The sequence below is a fragment of the Ancylobacter terrae genome (assembly GCF_045108345.1).
Classification (GTDB): Bacteria; Pseudomonadota; Alphaproteobacteria; order Rhizobiales; family Xanthobacteraceae; genus Ancylobacter.
This window is the reverse complement of record NZ_JBJGXH010000001.1, coordinates 1,644,976-1,671,377: the sequence shown is the minus strand read 5'-3', so window position 1 is coordinate 1,671,377 and position 26,402 is coordinate 1,644,976. Positions and strand designations below refer to the sequence as shown.

The following is a 26,402-nucleotide window of genomic DNA, read 5'->3' as shown; positions in this document are numbered from 1 at the left end:
ACCTATATTTCCAATCATGAGCGCGATCCCTTTCGACACCCTGAAACTGGCCCGCACGCTGCGGGACAAGGCTCGTTTTACCAACGAGCAGGCCGAAGGGGTCGCGGACGCGCTGGCGGATGCCTTTCAGGACCGGATAGCGACGAAGGATGACGTCGCCCTGCTGCGCAACGAGCTTGTGCTTCTGGAACAGCGCCTAACGATCAAGATCGGTGGTATGCTGGTCGTGGCGGTTGGGGTGCTGACGGCGTTGCTGAAGCTGGTCGCGTGAAAGCCAAATCTGATCTCGTTTGATGAGCAAAATCTGGTCGGCGCCTCCTATCTCCTTGCCGGAGGACTGGGTTTATGAAGCCCGTGCGCAACAGTTCCGACCAAGCGCATCGTGCTATCGAAGCGACCTTACCGATGTTGTCGAAATTCCTCTTGATTGCATCTTGGTCCCAGAAGATCGATTGGCGCTAAAGAACCATCTTGGGCTGGATCGTCAAAGGACGATCACCGTTCTCAGGCAGATTGCTGCTGGCGAACCGGTATGGCCCGTGAAGGTCTTGGAATGGCCTCTTGGAGCCCAGAGATATCTCCTGGCAGACGGCTACCATCGCTATTGCGCATCCAGAGCTTTGGGCTTTACTAGCATTCCCACCATCGAAGGCTGGGTACCCGAACTCGACCGCCCCCACCCCTTGACCTCCCGCCCGTTTCCCCCTAAGCACCCGCCCACGCACGGGGTCGGCAACGGCCCCGTGTAACGTTTCACGCACCCGTGGATGGTTCCGGCGCGTTCGGGAACATCCTGTCGGCCCCGCAAGGGGACAGAGGAGGGGGCGCGATCCGATCCGCAACCTGCGATGAGGACCAGCGCATGAGCAAGCGCGTTTCGGCCAAGCACAAGCTTGACCGCCGTATGGGCGAGAACATCTGGGGCCGCCCGAAGAGCCCCATCAACAAGCGCGAATACGGCCCCGGCCAGCACGGCCAGCGCCGCAAGGGCAAGCTTTCCGACTATGGCGTGCAGCTGCGCGCCAAGCAGAAGCTGAAGGGCTACTACGCCTCGATCGGCGAGAAGCAGTTCTACGCCGTCTACGAGGAGGCCTCGCGTCTCAAGGGCGACACCGGCGCCAACCTGATCGGTCTGCTCGAGCGCCGCCTCGACGCGGTGGTCTACCGCGCCAAGTTCGTGCCGACCGTGTTCGCCGCCCGCCAGTTCGTGAGCCACGGCCACGTCAAGGTGAACGGCAAGCGCGTCAACATCCCCTCCTACAAGGTGAAGGTGGGCGATGTGGTCGAGGTGAAGGAAGCCTCCCGCCAGCTCGTGCTGGTGCTGGAAGCCGTCGCTTCGGGCGAGCGCGACACGCCGGATTATCTCGAGGTCGACCACTCCAAGATGACCGCCAAGTTCAACCGGATCCCGGAGCTGAACGAGGTTCCCTATCCGGTGGTGATGGAACCGAACCTGGTCGTCGAGTACTATTCGCGCTGATCTTCCGGTCTTCCGGACGCACGAAAGCCGCCCCTTGGGGCGGCTTTTTTGTTGGCCCGCGCGCCGCCGCGCCGTGCCGGCGCTACACCTTCCCCGAAGCCGGCTTCAGCCGGTACTGGCGGCCGGGGCGGACGGCGACACGCCCGCGGATCTGGTCCGGGCCGCGGCCGGCGATGACCTGCCGCACATCGGCGAACACCTCCGGCCGCAGCCGGAAATAATGATGCCGGCCATGCCGGGGCAGGGTGTCGGCGACCTCGTTGCAGTCGATGCCGATGATGTTGGCGTCGAGCGTATCGAAGCTGCGCGGCCCCCAGGCGCCGAGCCGGTCCGGGTTGCGCTTGGTGGTGTCGGAGACGATCAGCGCGAGGTCGCGGCGCGCGTGATAGACGTGCACGGCGTCGGCGACCTGCGGCAGCAGGCCGAGCTTGTGGGGATGCTCCAGCGCGTCGGCATCCTCGTCCGCCGCCATCAGGAACACGTTGGCGAACAGCTTCGGCAGCCGGGCGCCGGCATAGAGGCTGCGCAGCGACAGCAAAGCGTGGCGCAGCGCCCAGTTGCCCATGCTGTGCGCGACCAGATGGATCTGCTCGGGGCAGGGCTCCCGTCCCGCCTCGCGGTCGGCCCGCCGCAGCGCAACGAGGAAATCGGCGAGGCGGCGCAGGCTGCGCGCGATCGCCTTGCCGGAGGCCTCGGCATCGTCGCGGTCGCTGAAATATTTCCACTTCACGTCGCTCTGGCCGCTCTCGCCGAAGCCGATCCCCTTGCCCTCGTCGGCGGGCCAGGAGAAGGCGAAGACGATCGAGCCGATCTTCGGCGGCAGCCAGTTGGCGTGGATCTGGGCGGCGGTGTGCAGGCAGGTATCGAACGAGGTGTTGAACCCGTGCAGATAGGCGATGACATGCCGGGTGCTCTCGCGCGCTTCGCGGGTGATGTCGCCGAACACGGCGAGCGAGGCGGGAAACTCGTCCTCGCCGGCCCGGCCCGGCGTGGCCGGCCGTCCTTTCTCCACCTCGACCGACGCGATCCGGTAGGCGGCGTCGGCATCGGCGGCGCCCGGGATCGGTTCGAGCTCGGCATAGCCCACCTCGTAGAAGGCCGGCCCGTCCAGGTTGTAGCGGTTGCCGAACGGCGGCACGGCGCCTTCGATGTAGCGGCGATTGCTGGCGAAATAGATGCGCATGGCTCTTCCTCCCCCGACGGCAGGAAGTAACGCATTACGGCATCGCAACTTCAAGTAGAAAATTATAAAACATAAACTGGAGGGCTATCCGGCCACCAGCATCAGCACCCCCGCGATCGCGGCCGGCGCCCAGGCGATCAATGCGCCGATGTCCGGGCGCTTGTAGTGCGAGGCGGCGATCAGCGCGGCGAGGCTGGCGATGATGAGCCCGCCCACGATGCCGCTCCACACCAGCACGGCCGACAACTCGCCATGCAGCCCTTCGTGATCGCCGAAGATGAAACCGGAGACGGCGATCATCAGCGTCACCCCGGCGCCGTTCGCCAGCAGGCCGAGGGCGATCAGAACGCGCATCATCGACGAAGATCCCCTGCGGTGCCGGGGCGCGGCGCTGTGACCGGGTGGAATCACCGGGGGGCAGGGCTTCGCGCGCGAACGTACGGCAGCATGCGCCCTTCGCCGGGGCGGTTCAACGCCGTCCCGCGCGCCGCCGCGCGTCAGATCAACAGGAGGAACAGTCCCGACACCAGCGCCACCACGCCCGCCGCCATGGTGCGCCCGCGGCTCGCCAGGATGGCGGCGACGATGATGACGACGACCGGGCCGCCGAAGAACACCAGCCCCATGGGCGTCGACAGCAGCTGCGCGAAGCCGGCGAGGTCGAATCCGGCCACGCCGACCCACAGCAGAAGGAGAAGGAAATTCAGCGTCAGCCCGACCGTCAGCAGCAGCCGGGCGAAAAGGCGGCGCCCGCCGGAAGCCGGCGCCGCGGTCGGCTCGCTCACGCGGTGGCGCGGCCGTGCATCGGCACGCCCTTCTCTTCCAGCAGGGTCTGCAGTTCGCCCGCCTGGAACATCTCGCGCACGATATCGCAGCCGCCGACGAACTCGCCCTTCACGAACACCTGCGGGATGGTCGGCCAGTTGGTGTAGTCCTTGATGCCCTGCCGGATCTCGTCGGAATCGAGCACGTTGATGCCGCTGTAGTCGACGCCGAGATGGCCGAGGATCTGGGCGACCTGGCCGGAGAAGCCGCACATCGGGAACTGCGGCGTGCCCTTCATGAAGACGACGACGTCGTTGCTCTTGACCTGGCTGTCGATGAAATCACGGATGCTCATGGTGACGCTCGCTCGTCTGGCGGCCGTTCAAGGCGGCCGTATGGGCAGAAGGGGTTCAGGCGATATCAGCAGAAATCGGGTGTCCGGGCCAGAGGCGCAAGAGGCGAGGCGTAGCGCTTCACTCTTTCTCCCTCATGCCCGGGCTTGGCCCGGGCACCCAGCTTCGGATCCCGCCGCGTGGACGTCGATCCCCGGGTCACGCCCGGGGATGAGGGACCATTGCTGTCGCAAGGCCCTCGCCCTCGCGCTCAGTAGGTCGCCGCGCGCCAGTCGATGCGCACGACGTCCATGCCGTTGTCGAGCAAAGCGCGGTGCACCTCCTCGGCATGCTCGCGGTCGCGCGTCTCGACGGTGACGTCGAGCCGGGCGCCCTTGGCGTGCACGTCGAGGAAATGGCGCTTGTGCTCCACTTCGAGGATGTTGGCGCCGAGGCTGCCGAGCAGGGTGGAGATGATGCCGAGCTCGCCCGGCCGGTCGAGCATGGAGAAGCGGAAGGAGACGATGCGCTCCTCGCGCTCCAGCTCGCGCAGCATGATCGAGGCGACGATGCGCGGGTCGATGTTGCCGCCCGAGACGACGAGGCCGACATTGCGGCCGCGAAAGCGCTCGGGATCGGCGAGCAGGGCGGCGAGACCGCCGGCGCCCGCGCCTTCCGCCAGCGTCTTCTGCTGGGTGAGGAAGAGGTTCACGGCGCGCTCGAAGGTCGGCTCGTCGCAGAGCACGACGTCGGAGACCAGCGAGGAGACGATCTCGCGGGTCAGCACGCCGACATGCTTCACCGCGATGCCCTCGGCCAGCGTCGCCCCCTCGCAGGGGCGGCTCTCCTGGTGCAGCGTGTTCCACATCGAGGGATAGAGCGTGGTCTCGACGCCGATGATCTCGATGTCCGGCTTGATGTCGCGCGCCGCCGTCGCGATGCCCGAGATCAGCCCGCCGCCGCCGACCGGCACCAGCAGCACGTCGAGATCGGGCGCATCCTCCAGCATCTCGCAGGCGATCGAGCCCTGTCCGGCGATGACATGGGCGTCGTCATAGGGGTGCACCCAGACCAGCCCCTCCGCCTTGGCGATGCGGTCGGCCTCGTCGCTGGCATCGGCCACCGACTCGCCGTGCAGCACCACGCGGGCGCCATGGGCTTCCGTCGCCGCGACCTTCACGATCGGCGTGTGCTTGGGCATGACGATGGTGGCGCGGATGCCGAGCCGGCGGGCGTGATAGGCCACCGCCTGCGCATGGTTGCCGGCCGACATGGCGACGACGCCGCGGGCGCGTTCCGCCGGCGACAGCGAGGCGAGCTTCACCAGCGCGCCGCGCTCCTTGAACGAGGCGGTGACCTGCAGGTTCTCGTATTTGACGAAGACGTTGGCCCCGGTAATCGCGGACAGGCGCGGCGCCGGCAAAGTGGGGGTGCGCAGCACGGCCCCATCGAGGAGCAGGCGGGCGGTGGCGACGTCGGCGGGCGATACGGGCAGCGTCATGGTTCAGAATTCCCGCGGCGAGGGCGCGCCTGCCCCACCGGGCAGGCCGCCCGGCCGCAGCACGAGGGCAAGGACGAGAAGCGTATAGATCACAACGTCCCGATAAGCGATATCGAAGCTCATCGACCACCCGGTTTCGACCGCCGCGACGATCACCGCGCCGATGAAGGCGCCCCGCACCGAGCCGATGCCGCCGATGATCGCCGCCACCAGCGCCTTGAGCCCGATGGCGAGCCCGTCGCCCGGCGTGATCGTGCCGTAGGCGACCACCACCATCGCCCCGGCGAGGCCCGCCGCCGCGCCCGCCAGCAGGAAGCTGCCGGCGAGCAGCCGCGGCACTGGCACGCCGAGCAGCGCCGCCATGCGCGGGTCGTCCGCATAGGCCCGCCAGGCGCGGCCGAAGGCGGTGAAGTCGATCACCGCGAGCAGGGCGGAGGCGGCGCTGAGCCCGAGCCCGGCCGCCAGCATCTGGGCCGGCGTCGTGGTCGCAGTGAAGCCGGCCCCGCCGGCGAGCGGGATCGGCGCGTTGAGCAGCGGCGGCATCCAGCTCTCGCGCCCCGGCGCGGTGAGGCGCAGGAACTCGCCGATGACGATGGCCAGCGCGAGGGTGGCGACCAGCACCGGCTGGCCCGAGCGCGCCCGCGCGTCGACCGGCAGCACCACCGCGCGCCCGATCGCCCAGCTCAGCACCGCCCCGCCGGCGATGGCCGAGAGGATGGCAAGCAGGACGCCCGAACCGCCGAGACGCCCGACCTCGGCGACCAGCCCGATCACCGCCAGCGCATAGGCGCCCCCCGCCACCGCGATCTCGCCGAAGGCGAGGTTGATCCGCCCGATCAGCCCGTAGAGCAGCGCGAAGCTGGTGGCGACGAGGCCGTAGACGCCCGCCAGCGTGAGCCCGTTCAGCGCCTGCTGCACGCCATAGGCGAGGCCCGGCGACACGGTGAAACGGGGTGGGGGCAGCGGCACCTGCCCCTCGATCTCGTCGAGATGGGCGAGCCACCAGCGCTTGAGGATGGCGAGGCGGATGCCGCTCAGCGGGCCGCGGTCGGTGTCGACCCCGGCCAGCGTCCAGCGCTCCGTGCCGCCCGTGCCGGCGAAGCGGCAGATCAGCCAGCGCGGGCGCGCGGCCTCGCCGAGCCGCACCACATAGTCGAGCCGCAGCGCCCGCGTCTCGCCCGGCACCGGCCGCAGCGCGACTTCCCGGATGCCGGCGCCCTCCGCCTCCAGCGCCGGCGCCACCGCCCGGCACACCCGCGCCTGGTCGCCGTCGATCACCGAGCCACAGGCCGCCAGCAGCAGCCCCGCGACGAGGACCAGCAGCAGCGGCAGCGCGTTCCGGGAGAGGAGAATCCGCATCACCGGCGGCAGCTTACGGTGGTTCGGGGCGGCAAGGTAAGGCGTGCCGCAGCGTCAGCGACGCGGCGCCGCGAGCGGTGCAGGCGCGGCCGGCGCCCGCGGAGACGTTTTGAGACGTCCCGACGACTGTCATTCCGGAACGCCCAAAGGCCGTATCCGGAATGGGATGGGTATTCTTGCGAGCGATCCCGGCTCCTCGCCTGCGGCTCCGGCCGGGACGACGATGCTCCGAGGGCGTGGCCAGACGGGCTCAGTCGTATTTGAACGAGCGCATGACCTGATCCTCGATCGGCTTGATCAGGTAGCTCAGCGCCGTGCGGCTGCCGGTCTGGATGAAGGCTTCCGCCGGCATGCCCGGCACCAGCCGCTTGTCGCCGAGCCGGGCGGCCTCGCCCGGCGTCAGCGTGATGCGCACGAGGTAATAGGCGAGGCCGGTATGGGGGTCGCGGGTGAGGTCCGGCGAGATGCGCGCCAGCGTGCCCGCCACGTCCGGCGTCGTCGCCATGTCGAAGGCGGGGAAGCGCAGCACCACCGGCTGGCCCGGCCGCAGCCGGTCGATCATCTGCGGCTCGACCCGCGCCTCGACGACGAGGCCGTCATGCTCGGGCACGACGAGCATGATCTGCTCGCCCGCCCCGATCACGCCGCCGACCGTGTGCGCGGTGTTCTGGTGGACGATGCCGTCCTGCGGCGCGCGCAGCTCGATGCGCTGCATCTGGTCGCGCGCGGCCACCCGCCGCTCGGCGAGATCGGCGATCTTCGCCTCCACCTCGCGCAGCTCGCTCGCCACCTCGCGGCGCTGCTCCTGGTCGATCTGGATGATCTGCAGCTCGGTCTCGGCGATGCGCCCGCGCGCCCGCGCGATCTCGGCGACGAGCTGGCCGGCCTCGCCCTCGAGCCGGGCGCCCTCGCGCTCCAGCGCGGCGAGGCGGGAGAGCGAGACCAGGTTGTTGGCGTAGAGCTGGCGGACGCCGGCGAGTTCCTGCTCGATCAGCCGGCTCTGCGTGCGCTTGGAATCGGCCTGCGCCTCCAGCCCGGCGATCTCCTCGCCGATCTGGGCGATGCGCTCGCGCAGCTGCGCGATCTGCCCCTCCCGCGCCGCGCGGCGCGAGCGAAACAGCGTCGTCTCGCCGGCGATCATGCGGGCGATGGCGGGGTCCGCCACGGGCGCGGTGAGGCCGGCCGGGGGGGCCATCGCCTCCGCCACGTCGCGCTCGGCCTCCAGCCGGGCCTGCCGCGCGGCGAGCTGGTTGAGCTGGTTCTCGACCATGGCGAGATTGGCGCGGGTCGCCGTCTCGTCGAGGCGCAGCAGCACGTCGCCCGCCTTCACCCGGTCGCCGTCGGCGACGAGGATCGCCCCGACGATGCCGCCAGTGGGGTGCTGGATGCGGCGGACATTGCTCTCCACCACCACCTGCCCGCCGGCGATCACCGCGCCGGCCAGCGGCGCCGTCGTCGCCCAGACGCCGACCGTGCCAGCGAGGACGGCGAGGACGGCGAGCCCCGCCCCGGCGCTGCGCCGGATGTCGCGGAAGGGTTCGAGCGGCTTCGGCTCAGCCATGGCGCAGCCCCTCGCTCGGACGCGGCTCGCCCGCCCGCTCCGCGACCACCTGCGGCCGGCCGCCCGCCGGCAGCGGCGCGGCGCTGGTGATGTCGCGCCCGGCCAGCGTCTGGCGCAGCACCTCGTCCTTCGGGCCGAAGCCCTGCACCTGGCCGCGCGCCAGCACCAGCACGAGATCGGTGGCGAGCAGCGCCGAGGGCCGGTGCGCCACGACCACGGCGACACCCCCGCGCTCCCGCACCCCGGCGATGGCGGCGGTCAGCGCGTTGTCGCCCTCCGCGTCGAGGCTGGCATTGGGCTCGTCGAGCACGACGAGGAACGGATCGCCATAGAGCGCGCGGGCCAGCGCGACGCGCTGACGCTGGCCGCCGGAGAGCACCGAGCCGCCCTCGCCGATGCGGGTGGCGAAGCCCTGCGGCAGATGCAGGATCATGTCATAGGCGCCGGCCGCCTTGGCCGCCGCGATCACCGCCGCCTCCGGCGCGTCGGGCGCGAAGCGGGATATGTTCTCGGCGACCGTGCCGTCGAACAGTTCGACGTCCTGCGGCAGGTAGCCGATCATCGTGCCGCGCACGGCTTCCGGCCACTGGTCGAGGGTCGCCCCGTCGAGCCGTAGCTCGCCGCCGAGATGCGGCCACACCCCGACCAGCGCGCGCGCCAGCGTCGACTTGCCGGAGGCCGAGGGGCCGATGATGCCGAGCCCGTGGCCGGCTTCCAGCGTGAAGCCGACATTATGGACGATCGCCGCCCGGGTGCCGGGCGCCCCGACCGAGACGCGGGACAGGGTGAGCGCGCGATGTGGACGCTCGGGCGCCACCGCCGGCGGCACCGGCTCCTCCGCCAGAGCGGCACGCAGCCGCCCCCAGCCGAGCCGGGCGGCGAGGAACGGGCGCCAATAGGTGATGGCGAGCTCGACCGGCGCCAGCGCGCGGCTCGACATGATCGAGGCGGCGATCATCACGCCGGGCGAGGCTTCGCCCTCGATCACCAGCCACGCGCCGATGCCGAGCATGGCCGATTGCAGCATGAGGCGCAGCACGCGCGAGAGCGAGCCGAGCGCGCCGGCAATCCCCGCCGCCTGCTGCTGGGCGGAAAGATGCGCGTGCTCCGCCGCCGCGAACCGGGCCAGCAGATGATCGCCCATGCCGAGCGCGGCGACCACCTCGGCATTGCGCCGCCCGGCCTCCAGCAACTCCATGCGCCGCGCCCCGGCCTTGCCCGCCGCCAGCACCGGCCCGCGGGTGCGCCATTCGGTGAGGAGGGTGATGGCGGTGATGACCAGCGCGCCGGCCACCAGCGTCCAGCCCAGCAGCGGGTGCAGCAGGAAGCAGGCCGCGAGGTAGAGCGGCATCCACGGCAGGTCGAACAGCGTCGTCGGGCCGAGCCCGGAGAGGAAGCTGCGCACCGCGTCGAGATCGCGCGCCAGCTGCGGGCCGACCCCCTCGTGCCCGCGCAGCGGCCCCTTCAGGATCGCCCGCGCCACCGCCGGCGACAGCGCCTGGTTCATCGCGACCGCGACGCTGGCGAGGATGCGCTGGCGCAGATGGTCGAACAGCCCCTGCACGCCATAGAGCGCGATGACGATCAGCGACAGCGCCACCAGCGTCGGCACGCTGTGCGAGGGCAGCACGCGGTCATAGACCTGCAGCATGTAGACCGAGCCGGTCAGCATCAGCAGGTTCACCACCGCCGAAAAGGCGCCGACGACGAGGAAGGCGTGGCGGCAGGAAGCGAGCGCGCGCGCGGGCAGGTCGCCGGGCGAACCGGCGCCGGCGGGGCGTTGGCGGGTGCTCATCAGGGCCACGGATCGGCTGCCGCACGGACGGTTTCGACGCGCGACCCTAACAGCGGCAGGATAACGGGACGTAACCGTGGCGCGTGCAAGTGTAGTGAGGGGGGAGGGGCCGAGGCGCGTCGGGAATGGTGCGGCTCGACCCCACGGGAGTTCGCGGGCGGCCGGCTCTATCGAAGCCCGCCGGCAGGCGGCGCAGGCGCTAACAGCCCGTCCTGTCTCCCGGACAAGCTGCACGACGTGCGGCGCCGATCCGGAACCCGGCAGAGAATCGGCGAAGCCTCGAAATCCCTGATCGAAGCGCTTTCGGCGGTCTATCCCCCGGGTCCCGGCGCTGTGCCTTGGCTGGTCCGGGACGCGGCGGCACGTTATGGGACTCTCCAAAAAGTCTCTAACTCTCGACCCACTTCATTACCTTCTTCAAGCGCTCGAACTCGTCGTCGGGGAACCGCTCGTAGATGGCGTCGACGCAGCGCGGGTCGAGCGCTTCCTCGGTCGACCCCTTCCACGCCAGAAGCCGGGGGCGGGATCGGAGGATGGCCCGATCGATCACCTCCATCGCGTCCAGCCAGGAGCCCCGCACCGGCGTCGCGGTGCCGAGATTTGCCTCCGTCCCGTCGGCGAAGGTGACGGTGTAGATCAAGTCGTCGACGTCGGCTCCCCGACTGCGAAAGCTGTGCTGGCACCCGATCGTCACCGAGACCGCGCTCGACCACTCATGCGTGACGGCGGCGTTCCACGGGAAGAAGGGTTCATTGATGTAGACGGTCGGCGAGAAGGCCTCATAGCTGTGCCATTCTCGCACGGCCACATAGGCGCTGAGCATACCCAGCAGGAGTCCGGGGACGCCCATCATCGCGAGGCTTCCCTGCACCGCCCTGCGCACGTAGCGCTCCGGGTCCGTCACACGGCGCAGCCGCCGGATGCCCCAGTCCACAACCCATTCGGAAAGGAGCACCTTCTTCCGCTCCACGATGGTGGACACGACATAATTGATCCGAAGATTTGGGGTTCGCGCAAACAGGAAGGCGACGGCAGCGCCGACCACAAACAGGGTTGCGAATAATGCAATGATCATCCAGCCGCCGTCGTTTTACATATAGAGAATTGCGCCCCGCGCCTTGGCGAGATCGCGCGCATGATGATCGAAAAATCGTTCGAAAAATAAAGGTATGAATGCCAACGAAAAGAAAACCGAGCCAAAGACGAGGTTATGAGCGGTCGAATACCACTCATAAAGCTGCGCCTTCATCACGTAGCTGATCACGTCGGGCGGCACGCCGGCCTGGCGCAGCTCGGTCTCGATCTCGGTCCTGCGCTGCGGCGTCACCCCAGCCTCCCGGGTCCACCCGCCCGCCTGCACGCACCGATAGCCGCCCCAGGGTTGCATGTGCAATGGCTGACGCAACGATACTCGCGACCGTAAGGGGAGGCCGGCGTGGTTGACAGCGTTCCGTCACCGCGCCTCCATGCTCCGGGGCGCGACTATGTCGGCTTCAGGCTGCTCGATGAGTGGGATTCGCTCACCTGAACGGCGACCGCGAAGGCCCTCGTCCTCGCCGGCTGCGTTCCCGGCCGGAACGACAGCCTGTAGGGTGCGTTTCCCATAAGACCGAGAGAACCCACGGCGGAGGTCCGGCAAGCATGGCGAAGCTCGTCTTCGGAATGAACGTGTCGCTGGACGGCTATGTCGACCATGAGAAATTCGCGCCCGGTCCCGTGCTGTTCCGGCACTGGATCGAGCAAGTGGGCGGTCTCGCCGGCAGCATCTACGGCCGCCGAATCTACGGGCTCATGCGCTATTGGGACGAGGATCAGCCCGGATGGAGCGCGGACGAGCACGCCTTCGCCGCGGCGTGGCGGCGTCAGCCGAAATGGGTCGTGTCGCGGACGCTGACGGAGGTCGGCCCGAACGCCACGCTCGTCGCGGGTGACATCGGGACGGCGATACGGGAGCTGAAGGCGCGTCTCGCCGGGGAGATCGACGTTTCGGGGCCCGTGCTGGCGCAGAGCCTCGCCGATCTCGATCTCATCGACGAGTACCGGCTCTACCTTCACCCGGTGGTGCTGGGTAGCGGTACGCCGTTCTTCGCCGGTCCCCGGCCGCGGCTCAGGCTTACGGGCAGCGACCGGATCGACGAGGACGTGATCCGGCTGACCTATGTGCCCGTGTGAGGAGGGCGGGTATCGGCCGAGCCTCACTCCCCCCGGGCCAGCCGTTCCGCCACGCGCGGGGCGAAATAGGTGAGGATGCCGTCGGCGCCGGCGCGCTTGAAGGCCATCAGGCTCTCCATCATCGCCTTCTCGCCGTCGAGCCAGCCATTGCGGGCGGCGGCCTCGATCATCGCGTATTCGCCGGAGACCTGGTAGGCGAAGGTCGGCAGGCCGAACGTGTCCTTCAGCCGGGCGAGCACGTCGAGATAGGGCATGCCGGGCTTCACCATCAGCATGTCCGCGCCTTCCTCGATGTCGAGCATCGCCTCGCGCAGCGCCTCGTCGGTGTTGGCGGGGTCCATCTGGTAGGTGCGCTTGTCGCCTTTCAGGCAGCCATTCGAGCCCACCGCGTCGCGGAACGGGCCGTAAAAGGCGGAGGCGTATTTCGCGCTGTAGGCGAGGATCTGCGCGTCCTGATGCCCGAAGCGGTCGAGCGCGCCGCGGATGGCGCCCACCCGCCCGTCCATCATGTCGGAGGGGGCGATCACGTCGGCGCCCGAATCGGCCTGAACCAGCGACTGCTCGATAAGCACGGCGACGGTCTCGTCGTTGAGGATGCGCCCGTCCTCCGACAGCAGGCCGTCATGGCCGTGGCTGGTATAGGGATCGAGCGCGACATCGGTGATCAGCCCGATCTCGGGCACGGCGGCCTTGATGGCGCGCAGCGTGCGGCAGACGAGGTTGTCGCGGTTGAGCGCCTCGCGCCCGTCCGGCGTGCGCTCGTCCGGGTTGGTGTAGGGGAACAGGGCGAGGGCGGGGATGCGCAGCTTGGCCGCCCGCTCCGCCTCGCGCACCGCCTCGTCGACGGTGAGCCGCTCGACGCCGGGCATGGACGAGACCGGCGCGCGCGCGCCCTCGCCATCCATCACGAAGATCGGCCAGATAAGGTCGGCGACGGTGAGCGTGTTCTCGCGCACCAGGCTGCGCGCCCATTCCGACTTGCGATTCCGCCGGGGCCGGTGGGCGAGGTCCAGCCGCAGCGCGTCGGCGCGGCTGGCGGGCTCGGCGGGAACGGCGCGCGGACGGGCGAAGGGAATGGGCATGGATGCACTCACGACGGCCTCTTTCGAATGTTTATAACGTCATATGACGGCGGGCGCGAGCACCGTCAGTCGGAGGATTGCCTATTCGACCGGCATCGCGCCGGGGCGTGTTGACGCGGATCGCGCCGCGGGCGGAGGCTGGGAGCCTTCCCCGGCGGGCCGGAAGCGGCTATTGCCCTGCTGGCTGGGCGAGGTTCGGAGGAATCGTGAGCGTCGAGACCGACATCATCGTCGAGCGGCAGGGCGTCGCCGGGCTGATCACGCTGGACCGGCCGCGCGCGCTCAACGCGCTGACCCACCACATGATCGGCGAACTGCACGCCGCCCTCGCCGAATGGGCCGAGGATCCCGGCATCCAGCACGGGGTGCTGCGCGCCGCGGGCGGGCGGGCCTTCTGCGCCGGTGGCGACATCAAGGCGATGGCGCTGCTGGGCGAGGCCGGCCGGGCCGAGGAAGCCCGCCGCTTCTGGCGCGACGAATACACGCTCGACCATTACATCTCGATCTATCCCAAGCCCTTCGTGTCGCTGGTCGACGGCATCTGCTTCGGCGGCGGCTTCGGCGTCTCCGGGCACGGGCGCTTCCGCGTCGCGGGAGAGAACCTCGCCTTCGCCATGCCCGAGGTCGCCATCGGCATGTTCCCGGACGTGGGCGGCACCCACAAGCTGCCGCGTCTCAGGGGCTGGAGCGGCACCTGGCTGGCGCTGACCGGGGCGCGGATCGGGCTGTCGGACGCGATGGCGTTCGGCCTCTACACCCATCACATCCCGGCGGAACGCTGGCCCGACCTCGTCGACGCGCTCGCCGAGGGGCACGCCATGGAGGCGCTGCTCGACCGCTTCGCCGCCGCGCCCCCGGAGCCGGCGCTCGGCGCGCTCTACCCGCTGATCGACCGCGTCTTCGCCGGCGGCAGCGTCGAGGCCATCCTCGCCGCGCTCGACCATGCCGCGCGGGGGGAGGGGGTGGACGCCGAGTTCGCGCTGCTGCAGGCGGCCACCATCCGCAAGGTCTCGCCGACCAGCGTCGCCATCGCCTTCGAGCAGATGCGGCGTGGCATCTCGCTGACGCTCGCCGAATGTCTGGTGCGCGAGTTCCGCGTGGTGACGCGAATACTCGAGGGGCACGATCTCTACGAGGGCGTGCGCGCCATGCTGATCGAGAAGCACCAGAATCCGCGCTGGCAGCCGGCGCGGCTGGAGGATGTCGACATGGGCGCGGTCGCGGCGATGTTCGATACGCCGCTGCCCGACGAACTGGTGCTCGACGAGAGGAGCCCTGAGGCGTGAAGCAGCCCGACATGCTCGATGCCGCCCTCGGGCCGGCGACCGTGACGCTCGGCCTCTGGGAAGGACGGGTGCTGCTCTATCTGCGCGTGCTCGCCGGCTTCCTGCTGCTGAAGACGGTCTATAGCTGGCTGCTGATCTGCGGCGTGTTCGACGGTTCCACCAGCCGCTTCGAGATGCTCTCCACCGGCGCGCAGGCGGCGGTGATCTGGGCGGCGATCATGAACCCGGTGGCGGCGGTGGGGCTGTGGCTCGGCGCGGCCTGGGGCGTCGTGCTCTGGCTCGCCACCACGCTGGTGCAGGTGATCATCAACGCCTGGACGCCGGAGGGCATCGGCAGCCAGTTCATCGTCGCCGGCTTCGAGGTGCTGCTGGTGATCGCCTATGCCGTGCTGGCCTTCAAGGCCGCCGGCGAGGGCGAGGAGACCTGATCGTCCGGCCGTGAGACGTGCCATCCCGGAACGGCCACAGGGCGCATCCGGGATCGTCGGGAGACCCGTCGGCGGACGATCCCGGCGCTCCGCGTCGCCGCGGCCGGGATGACGGCGCGCCGGCGGGCGGATTCCGCGTTCGCCGCGGCCTTTTCCGAATTTCGATGTTCCTCAAATGGTTAGCCGTCGGTCAACGGATCGGGGCGGCGGCGCGGCGCGCCGGTGTCGAATCCGTGCCGCGAGTCCTTGACTCCGCTGGATTCAGACGATTCGATTCAGGCCTTGTAAACAATGCCGGGTGACTAAAGATTCATCCTGCGGTTTAAGCGGTTTTTAGAAGGCTTCACGTAAAACCGTATGCATCAACGAGAGACATTCTCTCAAAACAAAATAAAATTTGAGGCGTCGGACATGAAGAGCACAGCGCAGGCGGTTGATACCGCTCAGGGGGACGAACGTCGGCAGGAAATCAAGCCGCTTTACATGGAGGCGCTCACGCTCGTCGAGCGTCTCCATCGCCGGCTGCTCGATGTCATCAAGGACGAGTTCGACCGTCGCGGCCGTTCGGACGTGAACAGCGTGCAGGCGCTGCTTCTGTTCAACATCGGCGACGCCGAACTGACCGCCGGTGAACTCCGCACCCGCGGCTATTACCTCGGCTCCAACGTCTCGTATAATCTCAAGAAGCTGGTCGAGATGGGCTATCTCCACCACCAGCGCTCGCGCATCGACCGCCGCTCGGTCCGCATCAAGCTGACCGACAAGGGCGAGGAAGTTCGCGACATCGTCGAGAAGCTCTACCAGAAGCACATCGCCACCATCGAGCAGATCGGCGGCATCGGCGCGCAGGACTTCCAGGTCATCAACAAGGCGCTGGTCCGCCTCGAGCGCTTCTGGACCGACCAGATCCTGTATCGCCTCTGAAGAAGGCGGACGGAACCCGACAGGGGGGCGTCATGGCCGGGCTTGTCCCGGCCATTCGCGTTCGGGCCGGGTGGCCGCCTCTGAGAGCCCTTTTGAAAATTTCTTGCGGCACCGTCATCCCGGCCGGAGCCGCAGGCGAAGAGCCGGGACCGCTCACCAGTGTACCCACGCGATCCCGGATACAGCCTCCGGCCATTCCAGGATGCCGCTTTTAGCGAACTTTGTAAACGGGTTCTGAGCCGTTCGAGGATACGGTGTCGATCATCAACGTCATGGCAGAGTACGGGCGCACGCTAATAGCAATGGCCGCCGGTCGATATTCGTTTCTCGCTGTAGACGCACTCTATCATCGTTCCCCTTCTCCTATTGGAAATACAGTATCTTCCATTGCCAATTTTGGTGATCTGGTCTTTGATGCGGTTGAAGACAACGTTGACTTCATTGTCGCACCATCGTGATCCTTCGTCCGGCCCGCGCTCCTTGCTTTTGGCGATCGGCTCGCCCTCGCCGGCAAAGCCGAACACCAGCACATCCTTGAAGAAGCTGCCGATCTTGGCCTTGTCCTCGCGCAGCCATTTCTTCGAGAACGCGACCTCCTCATCCTCCTTGAAGCTGTAGCTGCACCAGGCGCGCGTTTCCTCGAATTTCAGCTTGGGATAGTGCCGTTCCGCCGCCGCTATGAAGGCGTTCGTCTGCGTCTTGCAGACGGTGACGCCGATGCGGTCGGAGACGTGGAAGATGAAGGAATGGATCCCGTAGCGCTCGAAATGCGTGCTGAAGATGCCGCGGCAGGAGCACCAGACGTTTTCCTCGTCTGCCGAACGGGCGGGCACGACCGCGAGCAGGGACAGACCGGCCAGCACCAGAACCCGAAGACCGCGCATCATCGTCACTCCCCGACCATAGGGGAGAGGTAGTGCGCTTCGCGGCGGGATGAATGGCCCATTTGGGCTATGACGCCACGACGCGGCCCAGCAACCGGGCTGGCGGGGCTCGCGACGCGCCGGGGCAGGGCGCCCGGCGCTTGCCGGTTCGCCCCGATCGATCCGCGCCTCACGCCATCCTGAGCACGATGCGCCCGTCGATGCCGCCCTGCTCCATCTTCGCGAAGATGGCGTTGATGTTGTCGAGGCTGTCCCAGGAGAAATGCGCGGCGACCTTGCCCTCGCCGGCGAACTCCAGCGCCTCTTCCAGATCCTGCCGCGTGCCGACGATCGAGCCGCGCACGGTGATGCGCTTCAGCACCGTGTCGAAGATCGGCAGCGCCATCATCCCCGGCGGCAGCCCGACCAGCGCCATGGTGCCGTGCGAACGCAGCGCGCCGAAGGCCTGCTCGAACGCCTTCGGCGAGACGGCGGTGACCAGCACGCCGTGCACGCCGCCGATCGCCTTCTGGATTTCGGCGGCGGGATCGACCTCCTTGGCGTTCACCGCGAGGTCGGCGCCGAGCTTCGTCGCCAGCTCCAGCTTGTCGGCGTGGACGTCGATGGCGGCGACATGCATGCCCATCGCCTTGGCGTATTGCACCGCCATGTGGCCGAGCCCGCCGATGCCGGAGATGGCGACCCACTCGCCCGGCTTCACCTCGGTCTCCTTCAGCCCCTTGTAGACGGTGACGCCCGCGCACAGCACCGGCGCCGCCGGACCCCAGTCCAGATTGTCCGGCAGGCGGCCGACATAGTTGGGATCGGCGAGGGCGTATTCGGCGAAGCTGCCGTTCACCGAATAGCCGGTGTTCTGCTGCTGGCCGCACAGCGTCTCCCAGCCGGTGCGGCAATGCGGGCAGTAGCCGCAGGCGGTGTGCAGCCACGGCACGCCGATGCGGTCGCCTTCCCTGACCCGCTTCACGTTCCGCCCGATGGCGGCGACCGTGCCGACCCCCTCATGGCCGGGGATGAAGGGCGGGTTGGGCTTGACCGGCCAGTCGCCGTTCACGGCGTGCAGGTCGGTGTGGCAGACGCCGGTGGCGGCGATGCGCACGAGGATCTGGTCCGGGCCCGGCTCGGGAACGGGCAGCTCCTCGATGGTGAGCGGGGCGCCGAACTGCCGGCAGAGGGCGGCCTTCATCATGTTCGACATGGCAGGTCTCCGGTGATGGGGGCGATGATGCTGATGCCCATCATAAGGCGCATCCCGTCCCGCGATCGTGCGCAGGAGTCCGTATGCGGGAGGGATTCGGGGCGGAATCGCCCCCGAAAGCCGCTACCGCCCGACGAAACCCTCCAGCGTGTTGGCGACGTTCACCCCGATGGCCTCCACCGCATAGCCCCCTTCCATCACGAACAGCGTCGGCTTGCGCAACTGCGCGATGCGCGCGCCGATGGCGAGGTAGTCGGGGCTGTCGAGGCGGAACTGCGAGATCGGGTCGTCCTTGTAGGTGTCGACGCCGAGCGAGACGACGAGCGCATCCGGCCCATAGGTCTCGACCTTCCGGCACGCCGCCTCCAGCGCGTCGAACCAGACGCCGAAATCGGTGCCCCAGCGCAGCGGGAAATTGGCGTTGAAGCCCTCGCCGGCGCCCGTGCCGGTCTCGTCGGCATGGCCGAGGAAATAGGGATATTCCTGCTTCGGGTCGCCGTGGATGTTGCACACCAGCACGTCGGCGCGGTCGTAGAAGATCGACTGGGTGCCGTTGCCGTGGTGGTAGTCGACATCGAGGATGGCGACGCGCCCGGCGCCCGCGTCGCGGAAGGCCTGCGCGGCGACCGAGGCGTTGTTGATGTAGCAATAGCCGCCCATGTTGGCGGCATGGGCGTGATGCCCCGGCGGGCGGCACAGCGCGAAGGCGGCGGAATCGCCGGCCTGCACGAGGTCGACGCCGGTCAGCGCCACGTCGGCCGAGGACTGGATCGCGTCCCAGCTGCCCTCGACTAGGCAGCAGCCGGCATCGAAGGAGAAATGGCCGAGCTTGCCGTCCACCGTCTCCGGCTCGATGGCGCGCATGCCCGGCGCTTTCCAGAAGCTCGGCAGGATCGGCCCGCTGCGCCCGTCCTCGATCCACATCTGCCGCACCGTGCCGAGGAAATCGACATAGGCGCGATCATGCACCCTCGTGAGCGGATCGAGCCCGTGCGCGGTGGGCTCGACCGTCGCGCCGAAGCCGCGCCCCTCGACCGCGGCGCGGATCATCTCGGCCCGCTCCGGCTTCTCGAAGGCCGGCACGATGGCGCCGTTATAGAGCTCGACCTGGCCGGAATGGCCGAGATGGCGCGGCGAATAGACGGTTTTCATGCAGCGGGATCCGGGTTGCGGGCTGTTTTTGGCGGGCATGCGAGCTTAGGTGCTCGACCGGCGGGACGGAAGCACGGAACGGCGCCTTCGTCATGGCCGGTGTGGTCCCGGCCATGACGGCGCGGATGGACCACGCCCCGCGCATCCCGCGGGCGGAGCTGTCGCGTTCGTGCAAGGCGGCCTTGCGCATCGCATGCTTTGAACGGGCCGAGCGCTGTGGTAAGCGACCGGCCTGATTTCGCGCGTCCGGCGGCCAGTCGCACAGCCCTGCTGCCAGCCCTGCACCCGCCGCACTCGGAGGCCGCCCATGTCGTCCCACGCCCACGCTTCCCCCGCCAGCGCCAACAGCCGGTTCTTCTCGGCCTCGCTCGCCGAGAGCGATCCCGAGCTCGCCGGCGCGATCGACGCCGAACTCGGCCGCCAGCGCGACGAGATCGAGCTGATCGCCTCCGAGAACATCGTCTCCCGCGCCGTGCTGGAAGCGCAGGGCTCGGTGCTGACCAACAAATATGCCGAGGGTTATCCGGGCCGGCGCTATTACGGCGGCTGCCAGTTCGTCGACGTCGCCGAGAGCCTCGCCATCGAGCGCGCCAAGAAGCTGTTCGGCGCGGGCTTTGCCAATGTGCAGGCGCATTCGGGCGCGCAGGCCAATACCGCCGTGTTCTTCGCCCTCATGCAGCCGGGCGATACGTTCCTCGGCCTCAACCTCGCCGCCGGCGGTCACCTGACTCACGGCGCGCCGGTGAGCCTGTCGGGCAAGTGGTTCAAGCCGGTCGCCTACAGCGTGCGGCAGGACGACCAGCGCATCGACTATGACGAGGTCGCCGCGCTCGCCGACCAGCACAAGCCGAAGGTGATCGTCGCCGGCGGCTCGGCCTATCCCCGCCATATCGACTTCGCGAAGATGCGCGCCATCGCCGATTCGGTCGGCGCCAAGCTGATGGTCGACATGGCCCATTTCGCCGGCCTCGTCGCCGGCGGCGTGCACCCGAACCCGGTGCCGCACGCCCATGTCGTCACCTCGACCACCCACAAGACCCTGCGCGGCCCGCGCGGCGGCCTGATCCTCACCAATGACGAGGACCTCGCGAAGAAGATCAATTCGGCGATTTTCCCGGGCATCCAGGGCGGCCCGCTGATGCACGTCATCGCCGCCAAGGCGGTGGCGTTCGGCGAGGCCCTGCAGCCGGAGTTCAAGCTCTACGCCAAGACCGTGGTCGAGAACGCGAAGGCGCTGGCGGAAAACCTCAAGGGTCACGGCTTCGCCATTGTCTCCGGCGGCACCGACACCCATCTGATGCTGGTCGACCTGCGGCCGAAGAAGCTGACCGGCAAGGTCTCCGAGATCGCGCTGGGCCGTGCCCACATCACCACCAACAAGAACGGCATCCCGTTCGACCCCGAGAAGCCGATGGTCACCTCCGGCATCCGCCTCGGCACCCCGGCCGGCACCACGCGCGGCTTCGGCGTCGCGGAATTCCAGCAGGTCGGCGACATGATCGCCGAGGTGCTGGGCGTGCTGTCGCAGAAGGGCGTCGAGGAAGACAGCCTGGTCGAGGAGGCCGTGCGCGGCAAGGTCAAGACCCTGCTGGCGCGGTTCCCCATCTACAGCTGAGGTAAGCCTATGCGTTGTCCCTATTGCGGGAGCCTCGACACCCAGGTCAAGGATTCCCGTCCCACCGAGGACAGCGCCGCCATACGCCGCCGCCGCATCTGCCCCGATTGCGGCGGCCGCTTCACCACCTTCGAGCGCGTGCAGCTGCGCGAGCTCACCGTCGTCAAGCGCTCGGGCCGTCGCGTGCCGTTCGACCGCGACAAGCTCGCCCGTTCCATCGAGGTGGCGCTGAGGAAGCGCCCGGTCGAGCCCGAGCGGATCGAGCGCCTCGTCTCCGGCCTCGTGCGTCGGCTGGAGAGCACCGGCGAGAGCGAGATCGCCTCCGAAACCATCGGCGAACTGGTGATGGAAGGGCTGAAGCAGCTCGACGACATCGCCTATGTCCGCTTCGCCTCGGTCTATCGCAATTTCCGCGAGGCCAAGGACTTCTCCGCCGTTCTCGGCGAACTCGAGACCCGGCAGGACGAGGTGGAGCCGCACGGGGCGGAGCGGGACGAATGACCGCGCCGCTGCGGGGCGCTGCTTTCGCGGCCGCGCCGTCATCCCCGCCCGATCCCGCCCGAGCGCCCGCCGATGCCGGCTGGATGGCCGCGGCGCTGGCCCTCGGGCGCCGCCATCTCGGCCAGACCTGGCCCAACCCCTCCGTCGGTGCGCTCGTGGTGCGCGAGGAAGCGGCGGGGCCGCTGCTGGTCGCGCGCGGGGCGACCGCGCCGGGCGGGCGGCCCCATGCCGAGCCGCAGGCGCTGGCCGCCGCCGGCGCGGCGGCGCGGGGCGCCACGCTCTACGTCACGCTGGAGCCGTGCTCGCATCAGGGCCGCACGCCGCCCTGCGTCGAGGCGATCCGCGATTCCGGCATTGCCCGCGTCGTCGCGGCGATCGAGGATCCCGATCCGCGCGTTGCCGGGCGCGGCTTCGCCTATCTGCGCGGGCTCGGCGTCGAGGTGAGCGTCGGCGCGGGTGCCGCCGAGGCGCGCCTCGCCCATGCCGGCCATATCCGCCGGGTGCGGGACGGCCGGCCGCACGTCATGCTCAAGCTCGCGGTCTCCGCCGACGGCAAGGTCGGCCTCGCCGGGCGCCGGCCCGCGGCCATCACCGGCGAGGCGGCGCGCGGGCGCGTCCACCTGATGCGCGCGACCCATGACGCGGTACTGACCGGCATCGGCACCGTGCTCGCCGACGATCCCCTGCTGACCTGCCGCCTGCCGGGCATGGCCGAGCGCTCGCCGCTGCGCATCGTGCTCGACGGCGAGCTGCGCCTGCCGCTCGCCTCGCGGCTGGTGCGCTCGGTGGCGGAGGCGCCCGTCTGGGTCATCGCGTCAGAGGACGCGCCGGTGGCCCCGGAACTCGCGCTGAAGGCGGCGGGCGTCGAGGTGATGCGGGTCCGCCGCGGGAGCGATGGCAGGCCCGATCCCGCCGAGGCGCTGGAACTGCTCGCGCTGCGCGGCATCACCCGGCTGATGGTGGAGGCCGGCCCGCGCATCGCCGCCGGCTTCGTGCGCGCCGGGCTCATCGACGAGGTGGCGCTGTTCGAGAGCCCGCTGCCGCTGGGCGCGGACGCGCTCGATGCGGTGGACGGGCTGCCGGTGGCGGCGCTCACCGCGGGCCTGACGCTGGCGGAAACCGAAACCCACGGGCGCGACCGCCTGTCGATCCTGAGGCGCTGAACCATGTTCACCGGCATCGTCACCGACATCGGCGAGATCACCGAGCTCACGCCGCGCAACGACGTGCGCCGGCTCACCATCGCGACGAGATACGACACGGCCGGCATCGATCTCGGCGCCTCCATCGCCTGCGCCGGGGTATGCCTCACCGTGGTCGAGACGGGGCAGGGGGCGTTCGCGGTCGAGGCGGCGCCGGAGACGCTGGCGGTGACCACCGCCGCCGCCTGGCAGGTCGGCACCCGCCTCAACCTCGAACGGGCCTTGAGGATCGGCGACGAACTCGGCGGGCACATCGTGCAGGGCCATGTCGACGGCATCGCCCGCGTCGTCGCCCGCGAGGATATCGGCGAGACCACGCGCTTCACCTTCGAGGCGCCGGCGGAACTCGCCATGTTCATCGCGCCGAAGGGCTCGGTGACGCTGAACGGTACCTCGCTGACCGTCAACGAGGTCGATGGCGCGCAGTTCACCTGCCTGCTCATTCCCCACACGCTGGCCGAAACCACCTGGGGCGCGGTTGCGGTGGGCGACGGCGTCAACATCGAGGTCGACATGATGGCGCGCTACGCCGCGCGCCTTGCGCAGTTCCGCTGAGACCTGTACGCCTGCGACCCAATCGAGATCGAAGAGGTTCATGATGGCGAGCCCCCGCCCGCCGCGCGCCGCCGATCCGCTCGCCTTCGTGTCCGTCGAGGGCGCGCGCGTGCTGATCGTCGAGGCGCGCTTCTATGACGACATCGCCGACGAATTGCTGGCCGGCGCGCAGGCGGCGATCACCGAGGCCGGCGCGATGTTCGACGTCATCACCCTGCCCGGTGCGCTGGAGATTCCGCCGGCCACCGCCATCGCGCTCGATGCCGCCGAGGCGGCCGGGCAGCCCTATGACGCCGTCGTCGTGCTCGGCTGCGTGGTGCGTGGCGAGACCTATCATTTCGAGATCGTGGCCGGGGAATCCTCGCGCGCGCTGATGGATCTCGCGGTCGCCCGCAAGCTGGCGCTCGGCAACGGCATCCTCACCGTCGAGACCGACGAGCAGGCCTGGGTGCGCGCCCGCGTGTCGGAAGGCGACAAGGGCGGCGGCGCCGCGCAGGCCGCGCTCACCCTGCTGCGCCTCAAGCGCACCGTGGGGTGCTGAGCCATGACCGCGACACCCCCCGCCGCGAGCCCGTCCAAGGTGAACCACAAGCCGCTGCGCAAGAGCGCCGCGCGCCTCAATGCCGTGCAGGCGCTCTACCAGATGGACGTCGCCGCCACCCCGATCGACGACATCCTCGCCCAGTTCGAAAGCCACTGGATCGGCCGCGAGATCGAGGGCGAGGAGATCGCCGCGGCGGATGTGAACCTGTTCCGCGACATCGTTTCCGGCGTGCTGCGGGAGCAGCGCGCGATCGATCCCGTGCTGGACGCCGCGCTGGTGCGCGGCTGGCCGCTGAAGCGGATCGAGATGGTGCTGCGCGCCGTGCTGCGCGCGGGCACCTATGAACTCACCGCGCGGCCGGACGTGCCGGCGCGGGTGGTGGTGAACGAATACACCAACGTCGCCGCCGCCTTCCTCGACCGGGACGAGACCGGCATGGTCAATGCCGTGCTGGACGGGCTGGCGCGCGAGGCGCGGGCCGGCGAATTCACCGGCTGAGCCATGGCGGGCGCGGGCGGGACGCATGACGCGACGGCCGCCGGCGGGATGTCCGGCGAGGACGCGCTGATCGCCCGGCTGTTCCGGCCGATCGCCGACCATCCCGGTGCGCTCGGCCTCACCGACGACGCCGCCGTCATCGCCCCGCCGCCCGGCCATGACCTCGTCCTGACCAAGGACGCGCTGGTCGCGGGCGTGCATTTCTTCCCCGACGATCCGCCCGGCTCGATCGCCCGCAAGGCGGTGCGGGTGAACCTCTCCGACCTCGCCGCCAAGGGCGCCGAGCCGCTCGGCCTGCTGCTCGCCATCGCCATACCGCCGGACATGGACGCGGCGGCGTTGGAAGCCTTCGCCGCCGGCCTCGGCGCCGATGCGCGGGCCTATGGCGCGCCGCTGTTCGGCGGCGACACGGTGAAGACGCCGGGTCCCCTGATGGTCTCGATCACCGCGCTCGGCGTGGTGCCGTGCGGGCGCATGGTCACCCGCTCGGGCGCACGGGAGGGGCAGGCGATCGTCGTCACCGGCACCATCGGCGATGCCGCGCTCGGCCTCGCGCTGCGGCTCGATCCGGCGCGGGCGGGCTTCGCGGCACTGTCCGACGAGGCGCGGGCCTTTCTGGCGGACCGCTACCTGCACCCGCGCCCGCGCCTCGCCGTGGCGCCGGCGGTGCGCGCGCACGCCCGTGCGGCGATGGATGTCTCCGACGGGCTGGTGGGCGATCTCGCCAAGCTGCTCGCGGCTTCCGGCGTCGGCGGCACCATCGAGGCGGCGCGCGTGCCGCTCTCGCCCGCCGCCCGCGCCGCCATCGCCGCCGAACCGGCGCTGCGCGAGACGGCGCTGACCGGCGGCGACGACTACGAGATCCTCGCGGTGATGCCGGACGAGGATGTCGCGGCCTTCACCGCCACCGCGACCGCCGCCGGGCTCGGCGTCGCGGTGATCGGGCGCACGGCGGCGGGGCAGGGGCTGGCGGTGCTGGACGGCGAGGGCCATCCGCTCGCCTTCGCCCACGGCAGCTTCAGCCATTTCTGAGTGCCTGTCGGAAAACTCCTTCACGAGCGTCATCCCGGAACGGCCGGAGGCCGTATCCGGGATCGCGTGGGTATCCTGGCCGCGATCCCGGCTCTTCGCCTGCGGCTCCGGCCGGGATGACCATGCTGCGTGTGACTTTCCGAACAGGCTCCGAGGCGGCGCGCCGGTTCGGCGGAGTTGCAAAAAGTCCGATTGCGCCTGTGGAATTCCCGGCCTAGCTTCCCCGCTCGATCCGGCGGCCGGACCAGGCGGGGGGCAGCCGTCGGCACCAGAACAAGGGACGTCACCACATGAAGATCACCACATTCGTCGCCGCGGCGGCCGCGCTGCTGATCGGCGCCGGCGCCGCCCAGGCCGAGATCAAGAAGGTCCGCATCGGCACCGAAGGTGCCTACATGCCCTTCAACGGCGTCGACAGCTCGGGCCAGCTCGTCGGCTTCGACGTCGAGATCGGCAAGGCGCTGTGCGAGAAGATGAAGGTCGAATGCACCTTCGTCGCGCAGGACTGGGACGGCATCATCCCCGCGCTGCTCGCGAACAAGTTCGACGCCATCCTCGCCTCGATGGCGATCACCGACGAGCGCAAGCAGAAGGTGTCCTTCACCATCCCCTACTACCAGACGCCGGGCAACTTCATCGCCCCGAAGGATACCAAGATCACCGACGTCTCGCCGGCCGCGCTGAAGGGCAAGACCATCGGCGCGCAGTCCTCGACCACCGGCTCGGTCTATCTCGAGGACAAGTACAAGGACAGCGACATCAAGCTCTACGCCACGCAGGACGAGGCCAATGCCGACCTCCAGTCGGGCCGGCTCGACGCGGTGCTGGCCGACAAGTTCGTGCTGTATGAATGGCTGGAGAAGACCGACGCCGGCAAGTGCTGCAAGTTCGTCGGTCCCGACCTGATGGACGTCAACCCGCAGGGCACCGGCATCGCCGTGCGCAAGGAAGACAACGAACTGCGCGAGATGCTGAACAAGGCGATCAAGGAGATCGTCGCCGACGGCACCTACAAGACCATCAACGCCAAGTACTTCCCCTTCAGCATCTACTGAGCTGTCGGGGCGGCCCCGCCCGAGGCCGCGTCATCCCGGCCGGCGGCGACGCCGGCGAGCCGGGACCGCGGATCGGGCGAACGTTCCGCGCGATCCCGGAAGCGGCCGCGCGGGTGAGCGCCCATGCGGCGTCATCCCGGCCGGCGGCACAGCCGAAGCGCCGGGATCGTTCGCCGCGTGAAACGCCCCGACCATCCCGGATGCGGCCTTCAGCCGTTCCGGGATGGCGAGGACAAGCTCTCCCCCGTCGCTCCCCCGAAAATGCCCGGCCGCCTGCCGGGCCCGCACGCCGCCGCGGGTC

The 26,402-nt window shown here is 69.4% G+C and carries 28 protein-coding genes; 14 read left to right on the top strand and 14 right to left on the bottom strand.

The window, feature by feature from the left end:
- Positions 1-16: 16 nt before the first annotated feature.
- Both ACEUEL_RS08035 and rpsD read left to right on the top strand, forming a co-directional pair.
- Entirely contained in the window at positions 17-271 is a 255-nt protein-coding gene (locus ACEUEL_RS08035; protein WP_405703818.1) for a hypothetical protein, read from the top strand.
- Positions 272-862: 591 nt separating this feature from the next.
- Complete coding sequence (gene rpsD, locus ACEUEL_RS08030) at positions 863-1,480, top strand: 30S ribosomal protein S4 (RefSeq protein WP_405703817.1); 618 nt, start codon at positions 863-865, stop codon at positions 1,478-1,480.
- A gap of 82 nt (positions 1,481-1,562) precedes the next feature.
- Here rpsD and ACEUEL_RS08025 read toward each other — a convergent pair whose 3' ends face one another.
- The 10 genes from ACEUEL_RS08025 to ACEUEL_RS07980 all read right to left on the bottom strand — a co-directional run bounded on the left by ACEUEL_RS08025 (position 1,563) and on the right by ACEUEL_RS07980 (position 11,303).
- Positions 1,563-2,663 (bottom strand): alpha/beta hydrolase, encoded by a 1,101-nt coding sequence (locus ACEUEL_RS08025; protein ID WP_405703816.1) that lies wholly within the window; start codon positions 2,661-2,663, stop codon positions 1,563-1,565.
- Between the two features lie 84 nt (positions 2,664-2,747).
- Positions 2,748-3,020 (bottom strand): hypothetical protein, encoded by a 273-nt coding sequence (locus ACEUEL_RS08020; protein ID WP_405703814.1) that lies wholly within the window; start codon positions 3,018-3,020, stop codon positions 2,748-2,750.
- Between the two features lie 140 nt (positions 3,021-3,160).
- On the bottom strand, positions 3,161-3,448 hold the full coding sequence (locus ACEUEL_RS08015) for a hypothetical protein (protein ID WP_405703813.1): 288 nt from the start codon (positions 3,446-3,448) through the stop codon (positions 3,161-3,163).
- Positions 3,445-3,783: a Grx4 family monothiol glutaredoxin gene (gene grxD / locus ACEUEL_RS08010; RefSeq protein ID WP_405703812.1), complete on the bottom strand. Its 339-nt coding sequence runs from the start codon at positions 3,781-3,783 to the stop codon at positions 3,445-3,447. Before grxD ends, ACEUEL_RS08015 begins: the two co-directional genes overlap by 4 nt.
- A gap of 248 nt (positions 3,784-4,031) precedes the next feature.
- Positions 4,032-5,261 carry a threonine ammonia-lyase gene (locus ACEUEL_RS08005; RefSeq protein WP_405703811.1) on the bottom strand — a complete coding sequence of 410 codons (1,230 nt, stop codon included), beginning with the start codon at positions 5,259-5,261 and terminating at the stop codon, positions 4,032-4,034.
- 3 nt (positions 5,262-5,264) lie between these two features.
- Complete coding sequence (locus ACEUEL_RS08000; protein WP_405706645.1) at positions 5,265-6,620, bottom strand: branched-chain amino acid ABC transporter permease; 1,356 nt, start codon at positions 6,618-6,620, stop codon at positions 5,265-5,267.
- 250 nt (positions 6,621-6,870) lie between these two features.
- A complete protein-coding gene (locus ACEUEL_RS07995) occupies positions 6,871-8,181 on the bottom strand; it encodes an HlyD family type I secretion periplasmic adaptor subunit (RefSeq protein WP_405703809.1) in 1,311 nt (436 codons plus the stop codon).
- Positions 8,174-9,976: a type I secretion system permease/ATPase gene (locus ACEUEL_RS07990; protein WP_405703808.1), complete on the bottom strand. Its 1,803-nt coding sequence runs from the start codon at positions 9,974-9,976 to the stop codon at positions 8,174-8,176. Before ACEUEL_RS07990 ends, ACEUEL_RS07995 begins: the two co-directional genes overlap by 8 nt.
- A gap of 388 nt (positions 9,977-10,364) precedes the next feature.
- On the bottom strand, positions 10,365-11,051 hold the full coding sequence (locus tag ACEUEL_RS07985; RefSeq protein WP_405703807.1) for a hypothetical protein: 687 nt from the start codon (positions 11,049-11,051) through the stop codon (positions 10,365-10,367).
- Between the two features lie 15 nt (positions 11,052-11,066).
- The gene (locus tag ACEUEL_RS07980; protein WP_405703805.1) at positions 11,067-11,303 is read right to left on the bottom strand and encodes a hypothetical protein; all 237 of its coding nucleotides are present in this window, start codon (positions 11,301-11,303) and stop codon (positions 11,067-11,069) included.
- Positions 11,304-11,617: 314 nt separating this feature from the next.
- Between ACEUEL_RS07980 and ACEUEL_RS07975 the strand changes: the two genes are divergently transcribed.
- Entirely contained in the window at positions 11,618-12,148 is a 531-nt protein-coding gene (locus tag ACEUEL_RS07975) for a dihydrofolate reductase family protein (protein ID WP_405703804.1), read from the top strand.
- Between the two features lie 23 nt (positions 12,149-12,171).
- Here ACEUEL_RS07975 and hemB read toward each other — a convergent pair whose 3' ends face one another.
- Positions 12,172-13,230 carry a porphobilinogen synthase gene (hemB, locus tag ACEUEL_RS07970; protein ID WP_405703803.1) on the bottom strand — a complete coding sequence of 353 codons (1,059 nt, stop codon included), beginning with the start codon at positions 13,228-13,230 and terminating at the stop codon, positions 12,172-12,174.
- Between the two features lie 206 nt (positions 13,231-13,436).
- On the opposite strand from hemB, the gene ACEUEL_RS07965 reads away from it, so the two are divergent.
- The 3 genes from ACEUEL_RS07965 (at position 13,437) to ldtR (ending at position 15,868) form a co-directional block, all read left to right on the top strand.
- Positions 13,437-14,516, top strand: a complete 1,080-nt coding sequence (locus ACEUEL_RS07965) for an enoyl-CoA hydratase/isomerase family protein (protein WP_405703802.1) — start codon at positions 13,437-13,439, stop codon at positions 14,514-14,516.
- Positions 14,513-14,944: a DUF6163 family protein gene (locus tag ACEUEL_RS07960; RefSeq protein ID WP_405703801.1), complete on the top strand. Its 432-nt coding sequence runs from the start codon at positions 14,513-14,515 to the stop codon at positions 14,942-14,944. The genes ACEUEL_RS07965 and ACEUEL_RS07960 overlap by 4 nt, the downstream gene beginning before the upstream one ends.
- A 411-nt stretch (positions 14,945-15,355) precedes the next feature.
- A complete protein-coding gene (ldtR, locus tag ACEUEL_RS07955) occupies positions 15,356-15,868 on the top strand; it encodes a transcriptional regulator LdtR (RefSeq protein ID WP_405703799.1) in 513 nt (170 codons plus the stop codon).
- Positions 15,869-16,161: 293 nt separating this feature from the next.
- Here the strand turns inward: ldtR and ACEUEL_RS07950 are convergent, their stop codons facing one another.
- The 3 genes from ACEUEL_RS07950 to ACEUEL_RS07940 form a co-directional block, all read right to left on the bottom strand.
- Positions 16,162-16,761 carry a hypothetical protein gene (locus tag ACEUEL_RS07950; protein WP_405703798.1) on the bottom strand — a complete coding sequence of 200 codons (600 nt, stop codon included), beginning with the start codon at positions 16,759-16,761 and terminating at the stop codon, positions 16,162-16,164.
- 160 nt (positions 16,762-16,921) lie between these two features.
- Positions 16,922-17,947 carry an alcohol dehydrogenase AdhP gene (gene adhP, locus ACEUEL_RS07945; protein ID WP_405703796.1) on the bottom strand — a complete coding sequence of 342 codons (1,026 nt, stop codon included), beginning with the start codon at positions 17,945-17,947 and terminating at the stop codon, positions 16,922-16,924.
- 123 nt (positions 17,948-18,070) lie between these two features.
- Positions 18,071-19,099: a histone deacetylase family protein gene (locus tag ACEUEL_RS07940; RefSeq protein ID WP_405703794.1), complete on the bottom strand. Its 1,029-nt coding sequence runs from the start codon at positions 19,097-19,099 to the stop codon at positions 18,071-18,073.
- Positions 19,100-19,406: 307 nt separating this feature from the next.
- Here ACEUEL_RS07940 and glyA point away from each other — a divergent pair, with 307 nt between their 5' ends.
- From glyA to ACEUEL_RS07900, 8 genes are all read left to right on the top strand, one after another.
- Positions 19,407-20,714 (top strand): serine hydroxymethyltransferase, encoded by a 1,308-nt coding sequence (gene glyA / locus ACEUEL_RS07935; protein WP_405703792.1) that lies wholly within the window; start codon positions 19,407-19,409, stop codon positions 20,712-20,714.
- A 9-nt stretch (positions 20,715-20,723) separates the two neighbouring features.
- A complete protein-coding gene (nrdR, locus tag ACEUEL_RS07930; RefSeq protein WP_405703790.1) occupies positions 20,724-21,215 on the top strand; it encodes a transcriptional regulator NrdR in 492 nt (163 codons plus the stop codon).
- Between the two features lie 83 nt (positions 21,216-21,298).
- Positions 21,299-22,378 (top strand): bifunctional diaminohydroxyphosphoribosylaminopyrimidine deaminase/5-amino-6-(5-phosphoribosylamino)uracil reductase RibD, encoded by a 1,080-nt coding sequence (gene ribD, locus ACEUEL_RS07925; RefSeq protein WP_405706642.1) that lies wholly within the window; start codon positions 21,299-21,301, stop codon positions 22,376-22,378.
- 3 nt (positions 22,379-22,381) lie between these two features.
- Complete coding sequence (locus ACEUEL_RS07920; protein WP_405703789.1) at positions 22,382-22,972, top strand: riboflavin synthase; 591 nt, start codon at positions 22,382-22,384, stop codon at positions 22,970-22,972.
- A 43-nt stretch (positions 22,973-23,015) separates the two neighbouring features.
- Positions 23,016-23,513, top strand: coding sequence for a 6,7-dimethyl-8-ribityllumazine synthase (gene ribH / locus ACEUEL_RS07915; RefSeq protein WP_405706639.1), 498 nt, complete (start codon positions 23,016-23,018; stop codon positions 23,511-23,513).
- 3 nt (positions 23,514-23,516) lie between these two features.
- On the top strand, positions 23,517-24,014 hold the full coding sequence (gene nusB, locus ACEUEL_RS07910) for a transcription antitermination factor NusB (protein WP_405703787.1): 498 nt from the start codon (positions 23,517-23,519) through the stop codon (positions 24,012-24,014).
- A 3-nt stretch (positions 24,015-24,017) separates the two neighbouring features.
- On the top strand, positions 24,018-25,046 hold the full coding sequence (gene thiL / locus ACEUEL_RS07905; protein WP_405703786.1) for a thiamine-phosphate kinase: 1,029 nt from the start codon (positions 24,018-24,020) through the stop codon (positions 25,044-25,046).
- Positions 25,047-25,336: 290 nt separating this feature from the next.
- The gene (locus tag ACEUEL_RS07900; RefSeq protein WP_405703784.1) at positions 25,337-26,101 is read left to right on the top strand and encodes an ABC transporter substrate-binding protein; all 765 of its coding nucleotides are present in this window, start codon (positions 25,337-25,339) and stop codon (positions 26,099-26,101) included.
- Positions 26,102-26,402 lie beyond the last annotated feature (301 nt).